Origin of the sequence: Mesorhizobium sp. M5C.F.Ca.ET.164.01.1.1 (assembly GCF_004792125.1) — a bacterium.
Taxonomy (GTDB): domain Bacteria; phylum Pseudomonadota; class Alphaproteobacteria; order Rhizobiales; family Rhizobiaceae; genus Mesorhizobium; species Mesorhizobium wenxiniae.
In genome coordinates, this window is record NZ_SRTG01000008.1 from 172866 (window position 1) to 193214 (window position 20349).

A 20349-nucleotide genomic window follows, 5' to 3' on the forward strand; every position below is an offset into this window, starting at 1 on the left:
CGCCGATCCACCTTCTCCCACAAGGGGAGAAGGAAAGGCGCTAGCCGTGCGTCGCGAACCAGCCGTCGAGCCTCGCTTCCAGCGCCTCGACAATAGCCTCGTCGTCCAGTTCCTCGATGACTTCGGCGACGAACGCCTTCACCAACAGGCCGCGGGCCGACTTTTCGTCTATGCCGCGCGCCATCAGGTAGAACAGGTGGCTATGGGCGATCTCGGTGACGGTCGCGCCATGGCCGCAGACGACGTCGTCGGCGAAGATTTCGAGCTCAGGCTTGGTCGAGAACTCGCCGTCATCCGACAGAAGCAGCGTGTTGCAGGCCATCTTGGCGTTGGTCTTCTGCGCGTATTGGTGGACGTTGATGCGCCCCTGGAAGACGCCGCGCGCTCTTCCGGTCACCACGTTGCGGATCACTTCCGTCGAAGCCGTGTGCGGCACGGCATGGTCGAGCACCATGGTCACGTCCGTATGGGTGTCACCGGCAAGCAGGTTGATGCCGCGCAGCGTGAAATCGGCGCCTTCGCCTGTCGTCTTGACCACGACCTCCTGGCGCACCAGTCTGCCGCCGGCATTCATTACGAACAGCGTCAGTTTCGAATCCTTGCCGAGATGCGCTTTGAACTGGGCAAGATGCGTGGCTGTATCCGGCTGCTCCTGCACGATCAGCCACGTCACGTCGGCGCCCTCGTCAAGCAGAAGCTGGCTGACCGAGCTGACCAGTGCGGCGCCCTCGCCCGCCTGGCGCTCAACGATAACAGCCTTGGCGCCGGCGCCGACGCGGACGGCCAGGCGAACATGCGTCTGGCCGCCGGCCTGCAGGTTCTGCAGTTCGATCGGCTTGTCCAATTCGGTGCGGTCGGCGATGTCGACGACATAACCGTCGGCGACGAAAGCGGTGTTCAGCGCGCCGATCGCATCGTCGGCGCCATAGAGGTCGAGCCCAGGTGCTGCGCTGCCGTCGGTCAGCTTCTCCGACAGGCGCTGCACCGCAACGCCATCAACCGTCGGCAGCTTCGTGCTCGAGGCGCCGTTCAGGACTGGCAGAACGGCAGAGCCTTCGACGGTCGGTGCGATTGCCTTGGCGGCGGCCGCGGGATCGAAGTCCGGCACCGAAGTCAGCAGGCGGCGCAGATCCGTGTAGTGCCAGGATTCGATGCGCCGCGTCGGCAGGCCGCTCTTGATCGCCTCGATGGCGTCGTCGCGCTTCAGCATCACCGTGCCGTCGCCGGGCAGCAGCGACAGCCGGTCGCTGAAGGCGTCGATCAGCGCCGTTTCGGCCGGCGTTCGCTGGGGTGTCGTGTGTATATTCATCAGTTTCGCCTTGTTTGGCTTGCCTTCCGGGCCTTCTGGCATCTCACGCGGCTTGGCCGATCACGCCGGCATAGCCATTGGCTTCGAGATCTAGCGCCAGCGACTTGTCGCCGGACTTGACCACCTGACCTCTGTAGAGCACGTGCACACTATCCGGCACGATGTATTGAAGCAGGCGCTGGTAGTGGGTGATGATGACGATGGCGCGGTCTGGCGCGCGCAGCGCATTGACGCCTTCCGAGACGATCTTCAGCGCATCGATGTCGAGGCCTGAATCGGTCTCGTCGAGCACGCACAGCTTCGGCTCCAGAAGCTTCATCTGCAATATCTCGGCGCGCTTCTTCTCGCCGCCGGAAAAGCCGACATTGAGCGGCCGCTTCAGCATCGCCATGTCCATATCGAGCAAGGCGGCGGCGTCTTTAACGCGCTTCAGGAATTCCGGGATCTTCAGCGGCTCCTCGCCGCGCGCCTTGCGCTGCTCGTTCATCGCCACTTTCAGGAATTCCATCGTCGCCACACCCGGTATCTCCATCGGATACTGGAATGCGAGGAAGATGCCGGATGTGGCACGCTCGGCCGGATCCATTTCGAGGATCGAATGACCGTTGTAAAGGATGTCGCCTTCGGTGACTTCATAGTCCTCGCGGCCGGCGAGGATGTAAGACAGCGTCGATTTGCCCGAGCCGTTGGGGCCCATGATGGCAGCGACCTCTCCGGCTTGCACCGTCAGGTTCAAGCCGCGGATGATTTCGGTGCCGTCATCAACGATGCGGGCATGCAGGTTTTTGATCTCAAGCATCATTTTCTACTTTCGTGTTCTTGTTGTTCTCGACGCTCGGTCCTTGACGGGATCCCTAGAAGCGCCGTCCCAAGATCGCCAGTAACGAACATCCAGCCAAAAAACCCAACCGCGCCTAGGCCCGCAATCGAACCACCAATATTCTTTATCGAACTCAAGCCAAACATTGCGCCTATCAGAGCCGCCACGGCACCTCCAATAGCCAGCGTCAACAAGAGCATCAGAACGATGAATATCAAGCTCTCGATTCGCTCGAAGAATTTCCAAGAGCGTCGTTCCATCTAATCAACCCACGCTCCCTTCGAGCGAAATGCCGATCAGTTTCTGCGCCTCGACCGCGAACTCCATCGGCAGCTGCTGGATGACGTCCTTGACGAAGCCGTTGACAATCAGCGCGATCGCTTCTTCTTCCGGAATGCCGCGCTGCATGACGTAGAACTTCTGGTCCTCGGAGATCTTCGAGGTGGTCGCTTCGTGCTCGAACTGTGCCGTCGCGTTCTTGGCTTCCATGTAGGGCACGGTGTGCGCGCCGCACTGATCGCCGATCAGCAGCGAGTCACAGTTGGTGAAGTTGCGGGCGTTGGTCGCCTTGCGGTGCGCCGAAACCTGTCCGCGATAGGTGTTCTGCGAAAGGCCGGCGGCGATGCCCTTGGAGATGATGCGGCTCGACGTGTTCTTGCCGAGATGAATCATCTTGGTGCCGCTATCGACCTGCTGGTAGCCGTTTGACACGGCGATCGAATAGAACTCGCCGCTGGAATCATCGCCGCGCAGGATGCAGCTCGGATATTTCCAGGTGATGGCCGAGCCGGTCTCGACCTGCGTCCACGATATCTTCGAACGATGGCCACGGCAGTCGCCGCGTTTGGTGACGAAATTGTAGATGCCGCCCTTGCCCTCGGCGTCGCCGGGGTACCAGTTCTGCACCGTCGAATATTTGATTTCGGCATCGTCGAGCGCGATCAGCTCGACCACGGCGGCATGCAGTTGGTTCTCGTCGCGCTGCGGCGCCGTGCAGCCCTCGAGATAGGAGACGTAAGCCCCCTCCTCGGCGATGATCAGCGTGCGCTCGAACTGGCCGGTGTTCTTCTCGTTCATGCGGAAATAGGTCGACAGTTCCATCGGGCAGCGCACCCCCTTGGGCACGAAGACGAAGGAGCCGTCGGTGAACACCGCCGAATTCAGCGTGGCGTAGAAATTGTCGGAGGTCGGGACGACCGAGCCGAGATATTTCTTCACCAGTTCCGGATGCTCGCGGATCGCTTCCGAGATCGAACAGAAAATGACGCCGGCCTGCGCCAGCTCCTTCTTGAAGGTGGTGACGACAGACACCGAATCGAACACGGCGTCGACGGCGACGCGGCCCGACTTGTAGACATTGTCGCTGGGTTCCTCGAGTTCCGACGCGTCGGTCTTCTGCACGCCGGCGAGGATTTCCTGTTCCTTCAGCGGGATACCGAGCTTTTCGTAGACCCTCAAGAGCTCAGGATCGACGTCGCTCAGCGATGTCGGTCCCGGCGTGCTCTTCGGCGCCGCATAGTAGTAGAGGTCCTGGAAATCGATCTTCGGATAATGGACGCGCGCCCACTTCGGCTCGTCAAGCGTAGCCCAGCGCCGATAGGCTTCCAGACGCCATTCCAGCATCCAGGACGGCTCATCCTTCTTCGCCGAAATGAAGCGGATGATGTCTTCGCTCAGGCCCTTTGGGGCCTTGTCCATCGCGATTTCGGTCTGGAATCCGTATTTATACTGGTCGACGTCGATCTTTCGGACCCGATCGATCGTGTCCTGCACAGCAGGCATATGCGTTCTCCATCCACGCCGGGGTCAAGGCCCGGCAGTTTTCAAACTATGGCACCGCGAAAAGAGTGCCCATGGGCAACCAAGGCGGCGTAAGTTCCATATAGTGCGTCCCTGCCGGAAATTCACCCGGCCATCATGAAACGCACGGCTCTACCAGGCCGGAAGGCCTGCATCATTCTGCCGCACTCAGGCAGCTTTTTCCCTGTCCGCCGCTTCCTTACCGGCTTGCCGCGAGGCGATACCTGACAGTGCCTTGCGGAACAGCTCGACATCCTCGGCGCTCGTTGCGTGGCCGATGGACACGCGCAAAGCGCCAAGGCTGTCACTGTGCCCCATGGCTTTCAGCACGTGGCTCGGGCCGACCTTGCCCGACGAACAGGCGGATCCGGCCGACAGTGCCACACCGGCGAGGTCGAAGGCGATCTGCGCCGTCTCGGCCTTGATGCCCGCAATAGCGAAGAATGTCGTATTGGCAAGCCTCGGCGCGCCGGTTCCGAAGATTTCCGCATCCGGCACCAGCGTTTTCACGATGGCCTCGATCTCGTCGCGGCGGCGACCGACCGCATCGATGCTCTTCATCCCGATCAGGGCTTCCCGCGCTGCCGCGCCAAAACCGGCGATCGCGGCCAGATTTTCGGTGCCGCCACGGTGGCCCTTTTCCTGGCCACCGCCGGCGATCAAGGGCCTGGGCATCATCAGGTCCGAGGCGGCGATAATGGCGCCAACGCCGTTGGGACCGCCGATCTTGTGCGAAGACAGAATCAGGTAATCGGCGTCACCCGCTGACAAATCGAGCGGAATGCGGCCGGCTGCCTGCACGGCGTCGACGATCAGAATGCCACCCGCCGCCTTGACGATTTCGGCGATGCTTTCGACCGGCTGGATGACGCCGGTCTCGTTGTTGGCGGCATGGATCGCCACCAACGGCAGGCCGTCTGCCTTGTCATGACGTCCAAGTGCCGCCGTCAACGCGTCCAGCCTGACAATGCCGTCGGTGTCGACGCCGATGCGTGTCACCTGGGCTGCCGGAAAGCGCCCGCCATTCAGCACACAAGGATGATCGGCTTCGCAGACATAGAGCCGGCTCATGCGGATAGTGCCGCGCCCCATCCGCCAATCCGGCGTCAGCAGCGTCGACGCGGCTTCCGTCGCACCGGAGGTGAACACGACATGCTCGGCGCTAGCGTTGACCAGCGTCGCCACATCGCGCCTTGCATTCTCGATCAGCCGCCGTGCGGCGCGACCCTCGGCATGGACCGATGACGGGTTGGCGGCAGTATCGAGCGCGGCAATCATTGCCGTGCGCGCCGCGGCAAGCAGCGGCGCACTGGCATTGTAGTCGAGATAGGCGCGTCTTCCGGCCATTTTCGTTTCAATCGGTCCCTTCAAGAGCCATTCCGCGAGGATAGCGCGTTATTTCCTTGAAATTGCAAGGCAAGCCGTCCTATTTACGCGACTTGCGGCGCGGATGGCCGAACCACGACGTTTTGGCCACCCAGTTTTGAACAATTCTAAACTAGCTTCTAGAAAGACGCTCGCCCTGCGTCAAGGCCTGGGAAGACTGGGGGCCAGAGGAAGAGTTGTTCCGGGCGCCGCGCATTCATATGCCATGTGGAGTATTTTATGCCTGAGGTCATTTTCGCCGGTCCGGCCGGCCGCCTGGAGGGTCGCTACCAGCCTTCCAAGGAAAAGAGCGCGCCGATTGCCATCATCCTGCACCCGCACCCCCAATTCGGCGGCACGATGAACAACAAGATCGTCTACGACCTCTTCTACATGTTCCAGAAGCGGGATTTCACCACGCTTCGCTTCAATTTCCGCGGCATCGGCCGCAGCCAGGGCGAATTCGACCACGGCACCGGCGAATTGTCGGATGCGGCCGCGGCACTTGATTGGGTGCAGTCGCTGCATCCTGATTCCAAGAGCTGCTGGGTCGCCGGCTATTCGTTCGGCTCCTGGATCGGCATGCAGCTTCTGATGCGCCGGCCGGAGATCGAAGGCTTCATCTCGATCGCGCCGCAGCCCAACACCTATGATTTCTCGTTCCTGGCGCCCTGCCCGTCGTCCGGCCTCATCATCCATGGTGACGCCGACAAGGTCGCGCCGCCAAAGGACGTGCAGGGGTTGGTCGACAAATTGCACACGCAAAAGGGCATCACCATCACCCAGAAGACCTTGCCCGGCGCCAACCATTTCTTCTCCAACGACGCGGACCTCCTGCTCCAGGAATGCGCGGACTATCTCGATCGCCGGCTGGCCGGCGAGTTGTCCGATCCGCGGCCGAAACGGTTGAGATAGCGGCGAACAGCGATGTACCAGCCCCCGCATTTCCAGGAAACGCGACGGGACGTCCTGCACGGGCTGATCCGGGCGCATCCGCTCGGCCTGCTGATTTCAAATGGGGTCGAGGGACCGGTCGCGAACGCGATTCCGTTCCTGCTCGACGCCGAAGTGCCTCCGAACGGCAGGCTGCGCGCCCACCTGGCGAGAGCCAATCCTCAATGGCGCCTGCTGGCCGACAGCACGGCAGCGCCCGTGCTGGTCGTCTTCCAGGGCACCGATGCCTATGTGACGCCGTCCTGGTACGAGACCAAGCGCGAAACCGGGAAGGTCGTGCCGACCTGGAACTACGCCATTGTCCAGGTGCGCGGTGCATTTAGAGTGATCGAGGACCAGGACTGGCTGGCCCAGCAGATTTCCGATCTGACGATATCACAGGAAGCCGCTCGCGAAGCACCTTGGGCGGTGACCGACGCACCAGCCAGCTTCATCCAGTCGCAGATCAAGGGCATTGTCGGGCTGGAAATCGAGATCACGGACATGCAAGGCAAGTGGAAGGTCAGCCAGAACCGGCCCATAGCCGACCGTAGCGGTGTCGCCGAGGGGCTCGAGAGCGAGGGCTCGAACTCGCCCGACATGGTCCGGCTTGTACGATCCTACGGCGGACTGGACGACAGGTAGCACCGACCTTGTGCAAGGTCGCAGCCCGGGGACTCCCAGGGATTTGCTGCGGCCAGGAAGGCATCGGTGTCGACCTTACCGGCTTGCGCCACGTCGCGCTGAGAGGCAGGTCGATCAATCGACCTTCGTCATCGCCGCCTTGCGCTCGTTGGCGATCAGCCACAGGTTGCGGATGTAGATGAACAGGCCCAGGGCCTGGCCGGCGATGAACACCGGATCCTGCCGCTGGATGGCGTAGATCAGCAGCAGGCTGCCGCCGAACAGCGAAAAGAACCAGAAAGCGATCGGCACGACGCTGCGCTTGGCTTTTTCCGATGCGACCCACTGCACGACAAAGCGCATGCTGAAAAAGAACTGGGCGACAAAGCCGAGCAGGATCCACGTATCGAACTGCTTGACGAAGACGTCGTGAAGCCAGGTCGCCAGTTCTTGAAGCACGTTAGGCACGCCGGATTTCCTCTGTTTTTGGCATTCTGCGGCGCCGGCGGCGCAGCCACCAGACACCGGCGAGATCAAGCACCCCTTGCAGGCCGCGATCGAAAATTCCGTAATTGGACTTGCCGTGACGGCGAGAGCGGTCGACGACGTCGCAATGCACGACGCGATACCCCTCCTGGATGACGAGGGCCGGAACAAAGCGGTGCGTGCCGTCGAAGAACGGTAATTTCCTAAGGATATCGGTATGGATCGCCTTCAGGCCGCAGCCCGTGTCGCGGGTCTCGTCATGCAGGACGGCCTTTCTCAGCCAGTTGGCGAAACGGGACGCCAGTTGCTTGATCTTGCTGTCGCGACGCTTCAGGCGCTGCCCTTGCGCAACACCGAAACCGGGACCGGCCTGCCGCAGCGCATCGACCAGCACCGGAATATATTTGGGATCGTTCTGGCCGTCGCCGTCGATCGTGGCGACGATATCGCCGCGGGCCGCCCATGCGCCCGAACGCACAGAGAAAGACTGGCCGGCGGATTTCTCATGCTGGAGGTGGCGAAGCGGAAACGGGCGAAGCACTGCCTGGGCGGCTAGCACCGAGCTGGTCTCGTCGGTCGAACCATCATTGACGACGATCACCTCGAAGTCGCGCCCGGCCATCGCCGCCCCGATCTCATCGAGCAGAAGCGGCAGGTTCGCCGCCTCGTTCCGGCAAGGAATGACGATGGATATCTCCGGCATTTCGCGTCGGGCTCTGTCACAGGGTATTGGCATTCGATTCGATGCCGTGTGGTGCCGCTCCAGCGGGTCAGGTGCGGCAAGAACCCGCTGGCGCGGCGCCTCATTACGCCAGCCCAGACGATGAAGCAAGGATGCAGCCGGAAGGCGAGCTTGCGCCGTTTCACGACCCCGTGATTGCGTGCGCACCGAACCGGTCATGTAAAACGCGACCGGACGCAAAACCGGATTCCCCTTTTGCTGACCGCGCTTGGATGCTAAACGCCCGCGTTCACGCATACCACGCCCGATCCGCTTCGGTTGGGCGCTTTCGGGAAAGAAAAAATGTCCGCCTTCAAATCCGATTTCCTGCGCATTATGAGCGAGCGCGGTTTCATCCACCAGATTTCGGATGATGCCGGCCTCGACCAGCTTTTCGCCAAGGAAACGGTGACCGCCTATGTCGGTTACGACGCCACGGCGACCAGCCTGCATATCGGCAATCTGATTTCCGCGACCATGCTCTACTGGCTGCAGGAGACCGGCCACCGGCCGATCGCGCTGATGGGCGGCGGCACCTCGATGATCGGCGATCCGTCCTTCCGCGACGACCAGCGCAAGCTTTTGACGCCTGAGGCCATCGCCACCAACATCGACGGCATCAAGCGCATCTTCGGCCGCATCCTGCGTTTCGGCGACGGTCCAAACGACGCGATCATGGTCAACAATGCCGACTGGCTGATGAAGCTCAACTATGTCGAATTCCTGCGCGATGTCGGCCGGCATTTTTCGGTCAACCGCATGCTTACCTTCGACAGCGTCAAGCTGAGGCTCGAGCGCGAACAATCGCTGTCGTTCCTCGAATTCAACTATATGATCCTGCAGGGCTACGATTTCGTCGAGCTCAGCCGGCGATATGGCTGCCGCCTGCAGATGGGCGGATCGGACCAGTGGGGCAATATCATCAACGGTGTCGATCTCGGACACCGCATGGGTACGCCGCAGCTTTATGCCCTGACCACACCGCTGCTGACGACGTCGTCAGGCGCCAAGATGGGCAAATCGGCCAAGGGCGCGGTCTGGCTGAACGGCGATCTCTACTCGCCCTATGATTTCTGGCAGTACTGGCGCAACACCGAGGACGCCGACGTCACGCGCTTCCTGAAAATTTTCACCCGCCTGCCGCTCACCGAGATCGCGCGGCTCGCCGCGCTCGGCGGCTCCGAGATCAACGAGGCCAAGAAGGTCCTGGCCACGGAAACGACGGCCATCGTGCACGGCCGCGAGGCAGCCGAAGAAGCCGAGGAAACCGCGCGCAAGACGTTCGAAGAAGGCGCGCTGGCCGAAACTCTGCCGACCGTCGAGGTCGGCAAGGCCGATCTGGAAAGCGGCGTCGGCATATTGTCGCTGTTCGTGACCGCCGGGCTTGCCGCGTCCAACGGCGAGGCGCGGCGACACATCCAGGGCGGCGCCGTGCGGCTGAACGACCAGTCGGTATCTGACGACCGTCGGGTGGTGACGCTTCAGGATCTCGGCCCGGAACAAGTCCTAAAACTGTCGCTCGGCAAGAAAAGGCACGTTCTGGTGCGGCCGGCCTGAGCAGCCGGCCGCCTCACCGATACTCAAAAATCGACCTGAAAATTCCGGGCGCGATCACCGACAGCGGATTGACGTCCAGTTTCGGCTTGTTTGCATCGCCCCTGAGCCGGTAAGTCACGCCGATCAGGCCGCGATCGCGGCCATTGCCGAGCAGCGCGCCAAACAGCGGCAGTTCGCCGAAGATACGGTTGAGGCCATAGACCGGCATGAAGGTGCCGGTCATGTCCATATTGTTGTTCTGGTCGTAGAGCGTGCCCTGGAAGGTGGTGCCGATACGCGGGCCGCGCAGCACGCCATTAGCCAGCTTCAGATAGCCGGCGCCCTTTTCGATCTCGGAAAAGCCGCGCTCGAACTTCACTCTCGACGTGTCGATATTGGCTTTGACAGCTTCGTTGAGGCTGCGGCTGTCGCCCGCCGGCGTCGTCGATACGAGCGAGGCGAGTTTCGGCTCGTTGACCACGAAGAAGTCATGCGAGTCGACCTGGCCCTTCATCGGCCCATCGCTTGCCCCGGCGAGCGCCAGCGTGATCGAACCGCCCTCCATATGCTCGTAGATGTTGAGGAACCGCAGGATGGCGCCGGCATCGGCCGACGTCACGTTGAGGGCGCGCCTGCCCGCGCCGGTCGTATTGCTGATGCTTATGGCAGCACCCGAACTTGCCGTGGCGCTCACCTTGAGCCCGTTCACCCTGGAACCGGCGGCGCTGTAGTCGAGCTTCAGGTTCGACAGTCTTTCGTTGTGGAAACCGGTCAGGGAATTGACATCGGCGCTCACCGAAATCGCGTCGGAACCCGTGGCCTTGGTGGCGGTGTCGACATCGGACGTGAATTGCTTGATCAGCGAGCGCGCGTCCAGCGCGTTCCCGGCGATGTCGATTGCATAGCCCTTGCCCGATCGTTTCACCGACACGGCAACGTCGTCTCCCCGGTTCAACGTGACCTTGCTGAACCGCGCCGAGGACAGCGCGCCTTTGACCAGCACCACGCCGCCGTCGATTGAAAAAGTCTTTCCATTCAGGTCGAAGTCGGACAGCGTCGTGGTGTCGCCGGACTTGGCCATGGCAAATGTGACATTGGCTGGAATGCCGGGCCCCTTGCTCCAGCCTGCCCAGGGAATATCCAGCCTGGCATTGGTCAGATCCGCCGAAACGGTCTGGTTGCCCGTGCCGCTCTTGTCGATCGCAACCTTGATGGTTCCGGAAAGCAGCGCCGACAGGCCAGGCATGGCGGCTGCACGCATCTTGTCGTCGAGCACCAGCGCCACTTTCCGGCTGCGTGGTGGTCCGCCATCCCTGAGCGGCTCGATCAGGTCGAGTTCGGCTGGAATGCCGTTGAGCAGCGCCTTGGCGGCGATCACGGCCTTCTCGGGTTCGACGGTGATCGAACCGTCGGCGTCGGTTACGGTCTGGTCCTCGAACGGCTTGCTCAACGACAGGTCTTTGTAATCGAGCGCCACCAGCCAATCGAGTTTCGAGCTGTCGACGCCGGCCTGCAGCGGAATGTCAGCCTTGACATGGCCGGTCACCGTGCCGGACAGTTCGTCCGGCAGCAGGCCGACGTGGCGCATGGCATCAATCGGCTCGTAGGAGGCGAGCTCGGCGATTGCGGACGCCTCCCCGGCGACGTCGATATCGAGCGCGCCGATCACCGGCGGGCGGTTCGCCGCCTTGACCTTCAACGTGCCGTTGCTTGCCGCCACCGTGCGGCCGCTGGCCATATAAACGTTGCCCGAGGACAAAGCGACGTCGACGTCATTGCCGTGGAATTCGACAACACCGACGGCATCGCGTATCGGCGGAATGTGACCGGCCGTATCGAAGCGCGATCCTTCGATCTGGAAACGGCCGAACACTTCATCTGATGAAAGCGGTATCCCGTTGCCCAGGCGCCCGGGCACGACCTGGAACTGCAGGCTCGCGTCGACGACGCGGCCGCCGAACAGGTTCTCCAGCACCCACAGGCGAGCATTTCGCGCGGAAAACCAGGGCCACAACTGCTTGACATGCGAGACCGGCATGTCGTGGACGTTGAAGGCGACAGATATGCCTGGCACCTTTCCCTCGACGAACTCGACCGAAGCCGTGCCCAGCGCCTCGCTGGCGGACCCGGACCTGATCCCGATCTGCTCGGCCACGAGCTTGCGGCTCCGGGTCTGGTAGACGCCGGCAACGCGGGCCATGAAATCGAGCGCTGGTTCAGACGATTCCGAAGGCGCCAGCGTCGAACGGTCGCTCGTTAGGTCGTAGCGGTAGGACGGCTCCTCGCCCACTGTTCCAGCCGCCGGCTTCGGCCCGATCGAACCGGCGAAATCGAATGTCGAGCGACCGGTCCTCACTTGCAGCCGGTCCACCTGGATCTTGTTGGCGCCGGCGACAAGCGTCGCAGCGAGATCGACGTCGGCTGGAAGCATCCCACGCGGGCCGAGATCGAGCACGGAACCGGCGAACGACAACGAGGCCGTCAGCCGCGACGCATTTTCGCCGGATCCTTCCGATCCCGCCAGCTTCAAGGCAATTGCGCCCAGCGTCCCACCTGCCGCAGCCTCGTTAATCTCCGCTATATCGACGCTGGCATCCAACGCCGTCACGCGCCGCGTCGTCGTATCGCGGGTCGCTGAGGCGGCGATGGTGAGTGCCCTGCCATCGATCTCCGCGTCGGATGAAAACTCCATGCCGCCCGGCCCCGACTGCCCAACGGTGGCATCTGTGATCCTGACCAGTTTGACCGATCCGGACTCGGGCAGAACGAGGTCGACATTGCGGAGGTCGATCCGGCGCATCGAATCCTCGCGCACCGCATCGAGCGCGTGGTTGATGCTGGCAAAGACCGTGCCGGCCAGTCTTTCCGGGTCGATGAGGCCGTCGTCATTGCGCAGCGCCGCCGTCCAGTCGCCACCCGACGGCAGCGCCGCCATAACGATGCGCGCATCGGAAATCCTGGCGCTGGTAAGCCGCACCTCGCCCGAAAGCAGCGGTATCAGCCTTATGCCGAAGCGGACACGCCCAGCATCGGCCATCGGTTTGCCGTCGGCGGTCTGGAGGCTGACGTCGCTGACCTGCAGCGCGATGAAGCTCGATCCGTCGAGCGTGAGACGGGCCGGCCCGACCGCAACATCGACATCGACGCCGGCCAATTTCTCGATGGCCGTTTCCGCTTCGGCCCGCAGCCGCTCGGCGCCGAAACCGGACATGCCGATCGCATACACAGCGGCGGTGGCCAGCAGCACCAGCACCACAAGGCCGGCAAACAGCCGCGCAAGAATACGAACGCCGCGGCCGATCGACGCCTGGCCGAGCGGCGGTACGCGGCACGCGGACGGGAAGGCACCCAGGTCGGTGATCTCATCACGCCTGAATCTGATCTTCTCGTGCTGCGGCTGCTCCTGATCCACACAATTTTCCGTTGAACGAACTCGACCGTGGACGAATCCCGGTGCGACAATATATCGATGAGGCGTCGCGCGTAACCTCAAACAAGGGCATCGATATGGCTGATCTCGACCTCGGCGACCTTGCGCCGCAGTTCGACCTTCCCCGCGACGGCGGCGGCTCCCTCAGCCTCGCGTCTTTGCTGGGAAAGCCGGTCGTGCTTTACTTCTATCCGCAAGACGACACCACAGGCTGTACCAATGAGGCGATCGGCTTTTCGCAGTTGAAGCCGGAGTTCGAAAAGCTCGGCGCCGCCGTCATCGGCCTGTCGCCGGACAGCGTCCGAAAACACGACAAATTCAAATCAAAATACGATCTGACCGTCGACCTCGTCGCCGACGAGGAGCGCAAGGTGATCGAAGCCTATCATCTGTGGGTCGAGAAGAAGCTCTATGGCCGCCGCTATATGGGCGTAGAGCGCGCAACGTTCCTGATCGGCAGCGACGGACGGATAGCCCGGATCTGGCGAAACGTTCGCGTCAACGGCCATGCCGAGGCGGTGCTGGAGGCCGTCCGCGCGCTTTGATAGCGACGTTGGCTGTGGGCTGAGAGCCCCATGTGAGGCAGCGCTGAAGCCTGCGCCTCATGCCCTCATGGCAATCCAGCTGCAACCCATGGGCTGCAAGGAGTTGGGCGCCAGCAACCGACCGTTAACCTTAATGATGTGTAATCAGGCTTGTCGTTGGTATCGTACGAAAGCTTGGTCCCGTGAACGTAGCCAGTCAGTCAACGGTCTTCGGCAGGCGCAAGGAGCCCCACACGGTGATTATCGCCCGGGGCAACGAGATCAGGCATTTCACCATACGTCCATGGGTTGCCGCATTTTGCGGCTCCGCGCTGGCGGCGATGGCCATAGGCTACCTGCTGGCGACCTCCTATCTCGTGCTGCGCGACGACCTGATCGGCGCGACCACGGCACGGCAGGCGCGCATGCAGCAGGCCTATGAGGACCGCATCTCCGCACTGCGCGCCCAGGTCGACCGGATCACCAGCCGTCAGCTTCTCGACCAGCAGCTCATGGAAACCAAGGTTGGCGAACTGCTGGAACGACAGACCCAGCTCAGTCTGCGCCATGGCCGCCTCGGCCCGCTCCTCAAACGCGGCGAGAGTGAAGTCGGAGCGCCACCTGCCGCAGGCACTGCTGCGTCCGCAAAGCCGGAAAAACGCGCCGACGTAACCGACGCCCAGCCGCAGTCCTATTCGGTTGCCAGCGTCGGCGCCAACCTTGGCGCCGGCGATACCAGGCCGTTCTCCCTATGGTCGACCCGCTCCGATCCGCTGCCGAGCGATACGGCGGCCGATCGTGCCGACAAGCTGTTCGTATCGATCAACGAGTCGCTCAAGGCCATAGAGAGCCAGCAGCTCACCCGCATCACCACGCTTGCCGACAACGCCTACAGAAACGCCGATGCAATCTCTCAGGCGCTCGAGGCGGCTGGCCTGCCGGTCGACAGCGATTTCGGCAAAAGCGATACCGGTGGTCCGCTGATACCACTCGACAGTTCGATGACCTTCGACAGCAAGGTAAGGGAACTCGACGAGGCGCTGGACGCGCTCGATCGTCTGAAGACGGAGGCGCGACGGCTGCCGCTCGCCAATCCCGCCCCCGGTCGCTCGGTCACCAGCCCGTTCGGCGTGCGCACCGATCCGCTCCTCGGCACCGCCGCGCTGCATTCGGGGATGGATTTCAGGGCGCCGACCGGAATGCCTGCCAAGGTGACGGCGCCCGGCGTCGTCGTCAAGGCCGGCTGGAACGGCGGCTATGGCCGCATGGTCGAGGTCGACCATGGCAACGGCTTTGCGACGCGCTATGGGCATCTCAGCAAAATCAACGTGACCGTCGGCAAGAGACTCAATGCCGGCGACGTCATCGGCAAGACCGGCAGCAGCGGCCGCTCGACCGGCCCGCATCTGCATTACGAGATCCGCCACAATGGCGAAGCCATCGACCCGCTGCGCTTCCTAAGGGTCGGCAAGAAGGTCGCGCAGTATCTCTGAAGCCCGCATCTTCTTGATTAAGACAGATCTGGCCGTTTTCCATCTGATAGCGGCCTCTGCTCTGCTCCGTGTCGCTGGTGAACCCGGGACCGAGGCATCAAACGCGGAAGTCATTTGTTATTTTTGAATTCCATTTGACTGAATAAATATTCGGTGCGAACCTCAACGTCTCCTAGGGACGCAAGACATGGCACTGCGGGGGACCAATCAGGAATTCGGGCGGCCTTACAACAGGCGCATCGTCCTCGAATCCATCCGCCTTCACGGTCCGATCGCCCGCGGCGACATTGCCCGGCGGGTCGGGCTCACCGTGCAAACGGTATCGACCATCGTTCGCGAACTGGAAGAACACGGCTACGTTCTGTCCATGCGCGAAGAGCCGCGGGGGCGCGGGCTGCCTCCGGCGACCCTGCGGATCAACCCGGAGGGCGGCTATGCCGTCGGCATCCATGTCACCCCGCTGGGTATCAATGCGGCGCTGATCAACTTGAGCGGAGACGTGATCGAGAGCACCTATCGCGAGGCCTCCAACGCAACGCCCGACCATGCCTTCGATCTGATCGGCGCGATGGTGCTTGAATTGACCCGACTGCGGCCTGGCGGTCGCGTTCTCGGCATCGGCATGGCGCTGCCCGGCCCTTTCGGCGTGGAGTCGATGAGCTTTATCGGCCCGACGACGATGACCGGCTGGAAGGACGTGGCGCTTCGAGAACGGCTGGAGGCATCGACCGGGCTGCCCGCGTTTTTTGAGACCGACATGGCGGCCGCGGCAATGGGTGAGCGCCTGTATGGCCTCGGGACGGGATATTCCGAATACTACTATCTCTATTTTGGTGTCGGTCTTGGCGGCGTCATGGTTCATGACGGAAGCGCGCTGCGCGGCGCCTGGGGAAATGCCGGCGAAATCGGACACATTCCTGTCGTGCCGGGTGGCGAGCCGTGCCCCTGCGGCAATCGCGGCTGCCTCGAAAGATACCTCTCGCTCGAGGCGCTGCGGCGCCGGAACATCAGCGGCGCCGATTGGGTTGATGAAGTCGGGCCGATCTTCCGCAACGCCATCACCATCATCGAGAACCTGTTCGATCCCGAAACCATCATCCTCGGCGGACTGGCGTCCACCGATTTACTTGAACGGCTGGCCGGTTCGGTTGCGAACCTTCCCAACTCGATCTCGGCGCGAAAGGACCGCACGGCGCCGCGTGTCACAGTCGCACGCGGCGGCCAGCATGCGGTGTTGCGCGGTGCCGCAGCGCTTGCCGTCTCGGGGGTGCTTTCGCCGCGATTCGGCCAGATATTCACCGCCGAGCGCGAACGCGGGCGAGATATCCTGCAAGGCAAGGGGATCGCGGCATGAATGAACCTCTGCTGGTGCTCGACAACGTCGCCAAGAACTATGGCGCGATCGAAGCGCTCAAGGGCATCAGCTTCTCGATCGGCAAGGGCGAAGTGGTGGCGCTTTTGGGTGACAATGGCGCCGGCAAATCGACACTGGTCAAGATCATCGCCGGAGGCCTGGAGCCGACCTCCGGTCGCATGCTGTTCGAGGGCAAGGAATTCCTCGCCAAATCTCCCGCCGAGGCCAAGGCCGCCGGGATCGAGACCGTCTACCAGGACCTCTCGCTTTGCACCAATGTCGACGTGGTGGCCAATTTCTTCATGGGCCGCGAGATCACCAGGAAATTTCTTGGCGTTCCCCTGCTCGACGAACCCGCCATGGAGCAGGTGGTCGAAAAGGCGCTGGCCAGCGCCGGCACGCGCATCCCTTCGCTCAGAACCAATGTCGAGCACCTCTCGGGCGGCCAGCGGCAGGCCATCGAGCTCAACCGATTCGTGCATTTTGGCGGCAAGCTCGTGCTTCTCGACGAGCCGTTCGCGGCACTCGGTGTCGAGCAGACACGGCGCGGTCTCGACATGATCCGCCAGGTGGCCAGCCAAGGTATCGGCGTCGTCATCATCACCCATATCATGCAGCAGGCCTTCCAGGTCGCCGACCGGATCGTGGTGATCCGGCAAGGTGTCGTGGCAGGCGATGTCGCGCGCAACAAAACAAGTCCCGACGCGGTGATCAACATGATCACCGGAGAGACGCTTGCCGGTGCCGGACTGGCAGGCTGAGGGGCAAATGAGGGGTCCGGCGCAAGAGGAGCGAACGACATGAAGAAAATACTTCTTTCCGTCTTCGGTATCCTGGCACTGGCCTTTGCCACGCTCACGCCGGCATTCGCCCAGTCCAAGGGCACCGTCTACTATCTGGTGCCGACATTGCTCGACGAATTCCAGACCGGCTCGGTGAGCGCTCTGGAGATGTTCCTGAAGCAGGTCGGCTACGAGATGAAGACGCTGAACGCCGACAACAAGACCGACGCTCAGCAATCGCAAATGAACGACGTTATCGCGCTCAAGCCGTCGGCGATCATTCTTGCCGCCGTCGATTTCAATGCTCTGAAGCCGTCCATCGAGGCCGCCCGAGCCGCCGGCATCCCGGTTGTCGAATTCGATCGCCAGATCACCTCGACACCGTCCGACTTCACGTCGGTGGCGGGAACGGTCGAGATCGGCCAGATTGCCGCCGATCAGGCCGAGAAGCTCTTGAAGGCGAAGAACGGATCGGTGAAAGGCAAGATCCTCCAGGTGCTTGGCGATCCTGGCGACCCCTACACGCTCGACATCCAGAAGGGTTTCGAGGAGAAGATGAAGGCGTTCCCGGACGTCAAGATCATCTCGGTTCCGGCCATGCAATGGGAAGCCAGCAATGCCGGCACCATCGTTGCCGACCAGATGCTCGCCAACCCGGATATCGACCTGATCTTCAGCCACGCCGCGCATCTCTCGGTCGCTGCCGTCGCCTCGCTCGAGGCCGCGGGCAAGAAACCGGGCGACGTTATGCTAATGAGCTCGAATGGCGCGCCGGTCGGCCTTGACCTGATCCGCAAGGGCTGGCTCAACGTCGAAGTTGAGCAGCCGCTCTACGCTCAGGCCGCCGCCGTCGCCATGTTTATGGACAAGGTCGTCAACAAACAGGAGATCAAGCCGGGAGAGTACGACGTGCTCGGCCTGAAGTCGACCGTGACCAAGGAAGCCTGGGGGCCGAACATCAAGATCCCCGGCGCTGCGATCACCAAGGAAAATGTCGATAACCCGGCCTTCTGGGGCAATATGAAGCCACCTTCGGACACGGTGAAGCCGGTCGAATAGCAAAGTCGCCTTGGGCTTCGGGCCACGCTGGCCCGGAGCCCACCACTGCAGCCCGGCGCGTCCGAACGGAGGCGCGAGGAACGCTGCAGCAATTTCAATCCGCGCGGTTCCCGAAAACCGAATTGGTTTCGGATCATGCGCCAGCTGGATCAGCACATGAATCCCCGCACGCGCCACGCCCTCGAGTTCGCCCTCGATAACCTCGTCTGGTTCATGCTGGTCTTCGTGCTGGTGGTCTTCTCCATCTTCATTCCGAACTACTTCCAGCTGGGCATCTTCGCCAACATCATAGAGGCGTCGAGCGTGCTTGGCGTCATGTCGATCGGCCTGGCGCTGGTCATCATCACCGGACATATGGACCTGTCGGTCGAATCCGTGGCGGCGCTCGGCGCCATGGCGGTCGGTATCCTGTTCTGCTCGGCGGGCATCGGCCTTGGCGTTCAATTGCAGCCGGAATGGCTGATGGTTCCGGTTTCGCTGCTGCTTGCCCTAGTTGTCGGCGGCATCATAGGCTCCATCAACGGCTATTTGGTCGTGAAGGTGAAGATGAGTGCCTTCATCATCACGCTCGCGTCCTACATCTGGGTGCGCGGCCTCGTGCTGGTCATTTCCGGCGGCCGCTCTGCGCAAGATCTTGCGCCGGCGATCCGCTGGTTCGGCATTCAGCGCCTCCTTGGCCTGCCCCTCACCGCCTGGATCGCCATTTCGTGTTTCGTAATCTTCTCGCTAATCATGGCCAAGACACCCTTCGGAAGGCATCTCGTCATGATCGGCGGCAACGAGACTGCAACCTTCCGAGCCGGCATCCGCGTCAACCGCAACCTTGTTGTTGCGTTTGTTCTCGCTGGCGCCATCGCCGGCCTTGCCGGCTGGCTGCTGGCGATTCGCACCTCGGGCGCCACCGCCAATCTCGGCGTCGGCCTGCTGTTCAACGCGTTCGCCGCCGTCGTCATCGGCGGTGTCAGCCTGAAGGGCGGCGTCGGCACCCTGCCCGGCGTCTATGCCGGCGTGCTTTTGCTGTCGGCCATCAACACGGCGATCAACCTCATGAGCCTTCCGGCCAACTTCACCCAGGTGATCCACGGCCTGCTCGTGCTTGCCGCCGTGCTGCTCGACGCTTTCAAGCAAACCATTCGCCAGAGGCTGGCATGACCGGGCGTCTCAAAGACAAGGTCGCGCTGATCGTCGGCAGTGCGCGCGGCATCGGTAAGGGCATCGCACAGCGCTTTGCCGAAGAGGGCGCGAAGCTGGTCCTGGCCGATACCGAGGTCGAGGCGGGGCAAGCGGCCGCGGACGAGCTCGGCGCTGCCTTCATTCGCACCGACATCTCGCGGATGGCGGATGCGGAGGCCGCCGTTGCGCTGGCGCTCGACCATCACGGCCGTCTCGACATCATGGTCCAGAATGCCGGCATCTATCCCTGGCAGTTGCTGGAGAACACCAGTCCGGAGGACTGGGACCGCGTCATGGCGGTCAATTTGCGCGGCACCTTCAATGCCGCCCGTGCCGCACTCGTTCCGATGAAGGCGCAGCACTTTGGCCGCATGCTGTTCACCTCCTCCATCACCGGCCCGCACGTCACCAGCCCTGGTCACGGCCACTATTCGGCGACCAAGGCCGGCATCAACGGCCTGATCCGGTCGGCCGCTCTCGAATTCTCGGGCTATGGCATCACCGTCAACGGCGTCGAGCCCGGCAACATTCTCACCGAAGCAATCCAGCTGCACCGCGGCGCGGCCTATATAAAGAACATGGAGGACTCCATACCGCTCGGCCGCCTCGGCAGCCCGCGCGACGTGGCCAATGCCTTCCTGTTCCTGGCGTCGGACGATGCGAGCTATATCACCGGCACGACCATAATCGTCGACGGTGGGCAGCTGCTGCCCGAGGGCAAGGATTTTCGGCTCCTTCCGCCATGATCCTCGATTTCGTCGCCGGTTTTTTTCCTGCACCAGGCAACAGCGGCAGATCATGCAGCACTTGCCATGGTTCGTCTCAAGAACGGCGACGCCGGCAAGGATCGTAGCCGCGACTTGGCTTCGCGCCGGAAGTTGCAGGCTGAGGCCTCGCCAGACGTGCCGCGGCGCCGAGGAAACAAGGCGTGAGTCGCGTC

At 62.4% G+C, this 20349-nt stretch carries 18 protein-coding genes; 10 read left to right on the top strand and 8 right to left on the bottom strand.

Annotated features, from left to right (window positions below; all coding sequences use genetic code 11):
- Positions 1-40: 40 nt before the first annotated feature.
- The 5 genes from sufD to EN807_RS29155 all read right to left on the bottom strand — a co-directional run bounded on the left by sufD (position 41) and on the right by EN807_RS29155 (position 5276).
- Entirely contained in the window at positions 41-1309 is a 1269-nt protein-coding gene (sufD, locus tag EN807_RS29135; protein WP_135937681.1) for a Fe-S cluster assembly protein SufD, read from the bottom strand.
- A gap of 43 nt (positions 1310-1352) precedes the next feature.
- Entirely contained in the window at positions 1353-2108 is a 756-nt protein-coding gene (gene sufC, locus EN807_RS29140; protein WP_135937725.1) for a Fe-S cluster assembly ATPase SufC, read from the bottom strand.
- Positions 2108-2389: a hypothetical protein gene (locus EN807_RS29145; protein ID WP_135937682.1), complete on the bottom strand. Its 282-nt coding sequence runs from the start codon at positions 2387-2389 to the stop codon at positions 2108-2110. The genes sufC and EN807_RS29145 overlap by 1 nt, the downstream gene beginning before the upstream one ends.
- Before the next feature lie 4 nt (positions 2390-2393).
- On the bottom strand, positions 2394-3911 hold the full coding sequence (gene sufB / locus EN807_RS29150) for a Fe-S cluster assembly protein SufB (RefSeq protein ID WP_135937683.1): 1518 nt from the start codon (positions 3909-3911) through the stop codon (positions 2394-2396).
- A 186-nt stretch (positions 3912-4097) separates the two neighbouring features.
- Positions 4098-5276: a cysteine desulfurase family protein gene (locus tag EN807_RS29155; protein WP_135937684.1), complete on the bottom strand. Its 1179-nt coding sequence runs from the start codon at positions 5274-5276 to the stop codon at positions 4098-4100.
- A 258-nt stretch (positions 5277-5534) separates the two neighbouring features.
- Here EN807_RS29155 and EN807_RS29160 point away from each other — a divergent pair, with 258 nt between their 5' ends.
- Both EN807_RS29160 and EN807_RS29165 read left to right on the top strand, forming a co-directional pair.
- The gene (locus tag EN807_RS29160; protein ID WP_127316263.1) at positions 5535-6209 is read left to right on the top strand and encodes an alpha/beta hydrolase; all 675 of its coding nucleotides are present in this window, start codon (positions 5535-5537) and stop codon (positions 6207-6209) included.
- A 12-nt stretch (positions 6210-6221) separates the two neighbouring features.
- Positions 6222-6872, top strand: coding sequence for an FMN-binding negative transcriptional regulator (locus EN807_RS29165; protein ID WP_135937685.1), 651 nt, complete (start codon positions 6222-6224; stop codon positions 6870-6872).
- Positions 6873-6986: 114 nt separating this feature from the next.
- Here the strand turns inward: EN807_RS29165 and EN807_RS29170 are convergent, their stop codons facing one another.
- Positions 6987-7319, bottom strand: a complete 333-nt coding sequence (locus tag EN807_RS29170; protein ID WP_127212256.1) for a lipid-A-disaccharide synthase N-terminal domain-containing protein — start codon at positions 7317-7319, stop codon at positions 6987-6989.
- A complete protein-coding gene (locus EN807_RS29175) occupies positions 7312-8040 on the bottom strand; it encodes a glycosyltransferase family 2 protein (protein ID WP_135937686.1) in 729 nt (242 codons plus the stop codon). The genes EN807_RS29170 and EN807_RS29175 overlap by 8 nt, the downstream gene beginning before the upstream one ends.
- Positions 8041-8361: 321 nt before the next feature.
- Between EN807_RS29175 and tyrS the strand changes: the two genes are divergently transcribed.
- On the top strand, positions 8362-9615 hold the full coding sequence (gene tyrS, locus EN807_RS29180; protein WP_135937687.1) for a tyrosine--tRNA ligase: 1254 nt from the start codon (positions 8362-8364) through the stop codon (positions 9613-9615).
- Positions 9616-9628: 13 nt separating this feature from the next.
- Here tyrS and EN807_RS29185 read toward each other — a convergent pair whose 3' ends face one another.
- Positions 9629-13006 (bottom strand): DUF3971 domain-containing protein, encoded by a 3378-nt coding sequence (locus EN807_RS29185; RefSeq protein WP_135937688.1) that lies wholly within the window; start codon positions 13004-13006, stop codon positions 9629-9631.
- A gap of 95 nt (positions 13007-13101) precedes the next feature.
- On the opposite strand from EN807_RS29185, the gene EN807_RS29190 reads away from it, so the two are divergent.
- The 7 genes from EN807_RS29190 (at position 13102) to EN807_RS29220 (ending at position 20155) form a co-directional block, all read left to right on the top strand.
- Positions 13102-13569, top strand: coding sequence for a peroxiredoxin (locus EN807_RS29190; protein ID WP_135937689.1), 468 nt, complete (start codon positions 13102-13104; stop codon positions 13567-13569).
- A gap of 182 nt (positions 13570-13751) precedes the next feature.
- A complete protein-coding gene (locus tag EN807_RS29195) occupies positions 13752-15041 on the top strand; it encodes a M23 family metallopeptidase (protein ID WP_135937690.1) in 1290 nt (429 codons plus the stop codon).
- A gap of 187 nt (positions 15042-15228) precedes the next feature.
- Positions 15229-16395 carry an ROK family transcriptional regulator gene (locus EN807_RS29200; RefSeq protein ID WP_135937691.1) on the top strand — a complete coding sequence of 389 codons (1167 nt, stop codon included), beginning with the start codon at positions 15229-15231 and terminating at the stop codon, positions 16393-16395.
- A complete protein-coding gene (locus EN807_RS29205; protein WP_135937692.1) occupies positions 16392-17156 on the top strand; it encodes an ATP-binding cassette domain-containing protein in 765 nt (254 codons plus the stop codon). The genes EN807_RS29200 and EN807_RS29205 overlap by 4 nt, the downstream gene beginning before the upstream one ends.
- Before the next feature lie 39 nt (positions 17157-17195).
- On the top strand, positions 17196-18236 hold the full coding sequence (locus EN807_RS29210; RefSeq protein ID WP_135937693.1) for a sugar ABC transporter substrate-binding protein: 1041 nt from the start codon (positions 17196-17198) through the stop codon (positions 18234-18236).
- Between the two features lie 156 nt (positions 18237-18392).
- Positions 18393-19388, top strand: coding sequence for an ABC transporter permease (locus EN807_RS29215; protein WP_135937694.1), 996 nt, complete (start codon positions 18393-18395; stop codon positions 19386-19388).
- Positions 19385-20155, top strand: coding sequence for an SDR family oxidoreductase (locus EN807_RS29220; RefSeq protein ID WP_135937695.1), 771 nt, complete (start codon positions 19385-19387; stop codon positions 20153-20155). Before EN807_RS29215 ends, EN807_RS29220 begins: the two co-directional genes overlap by 4 nt.
- Positions 20156-20349: the final 194 nt, after the last annotated feature.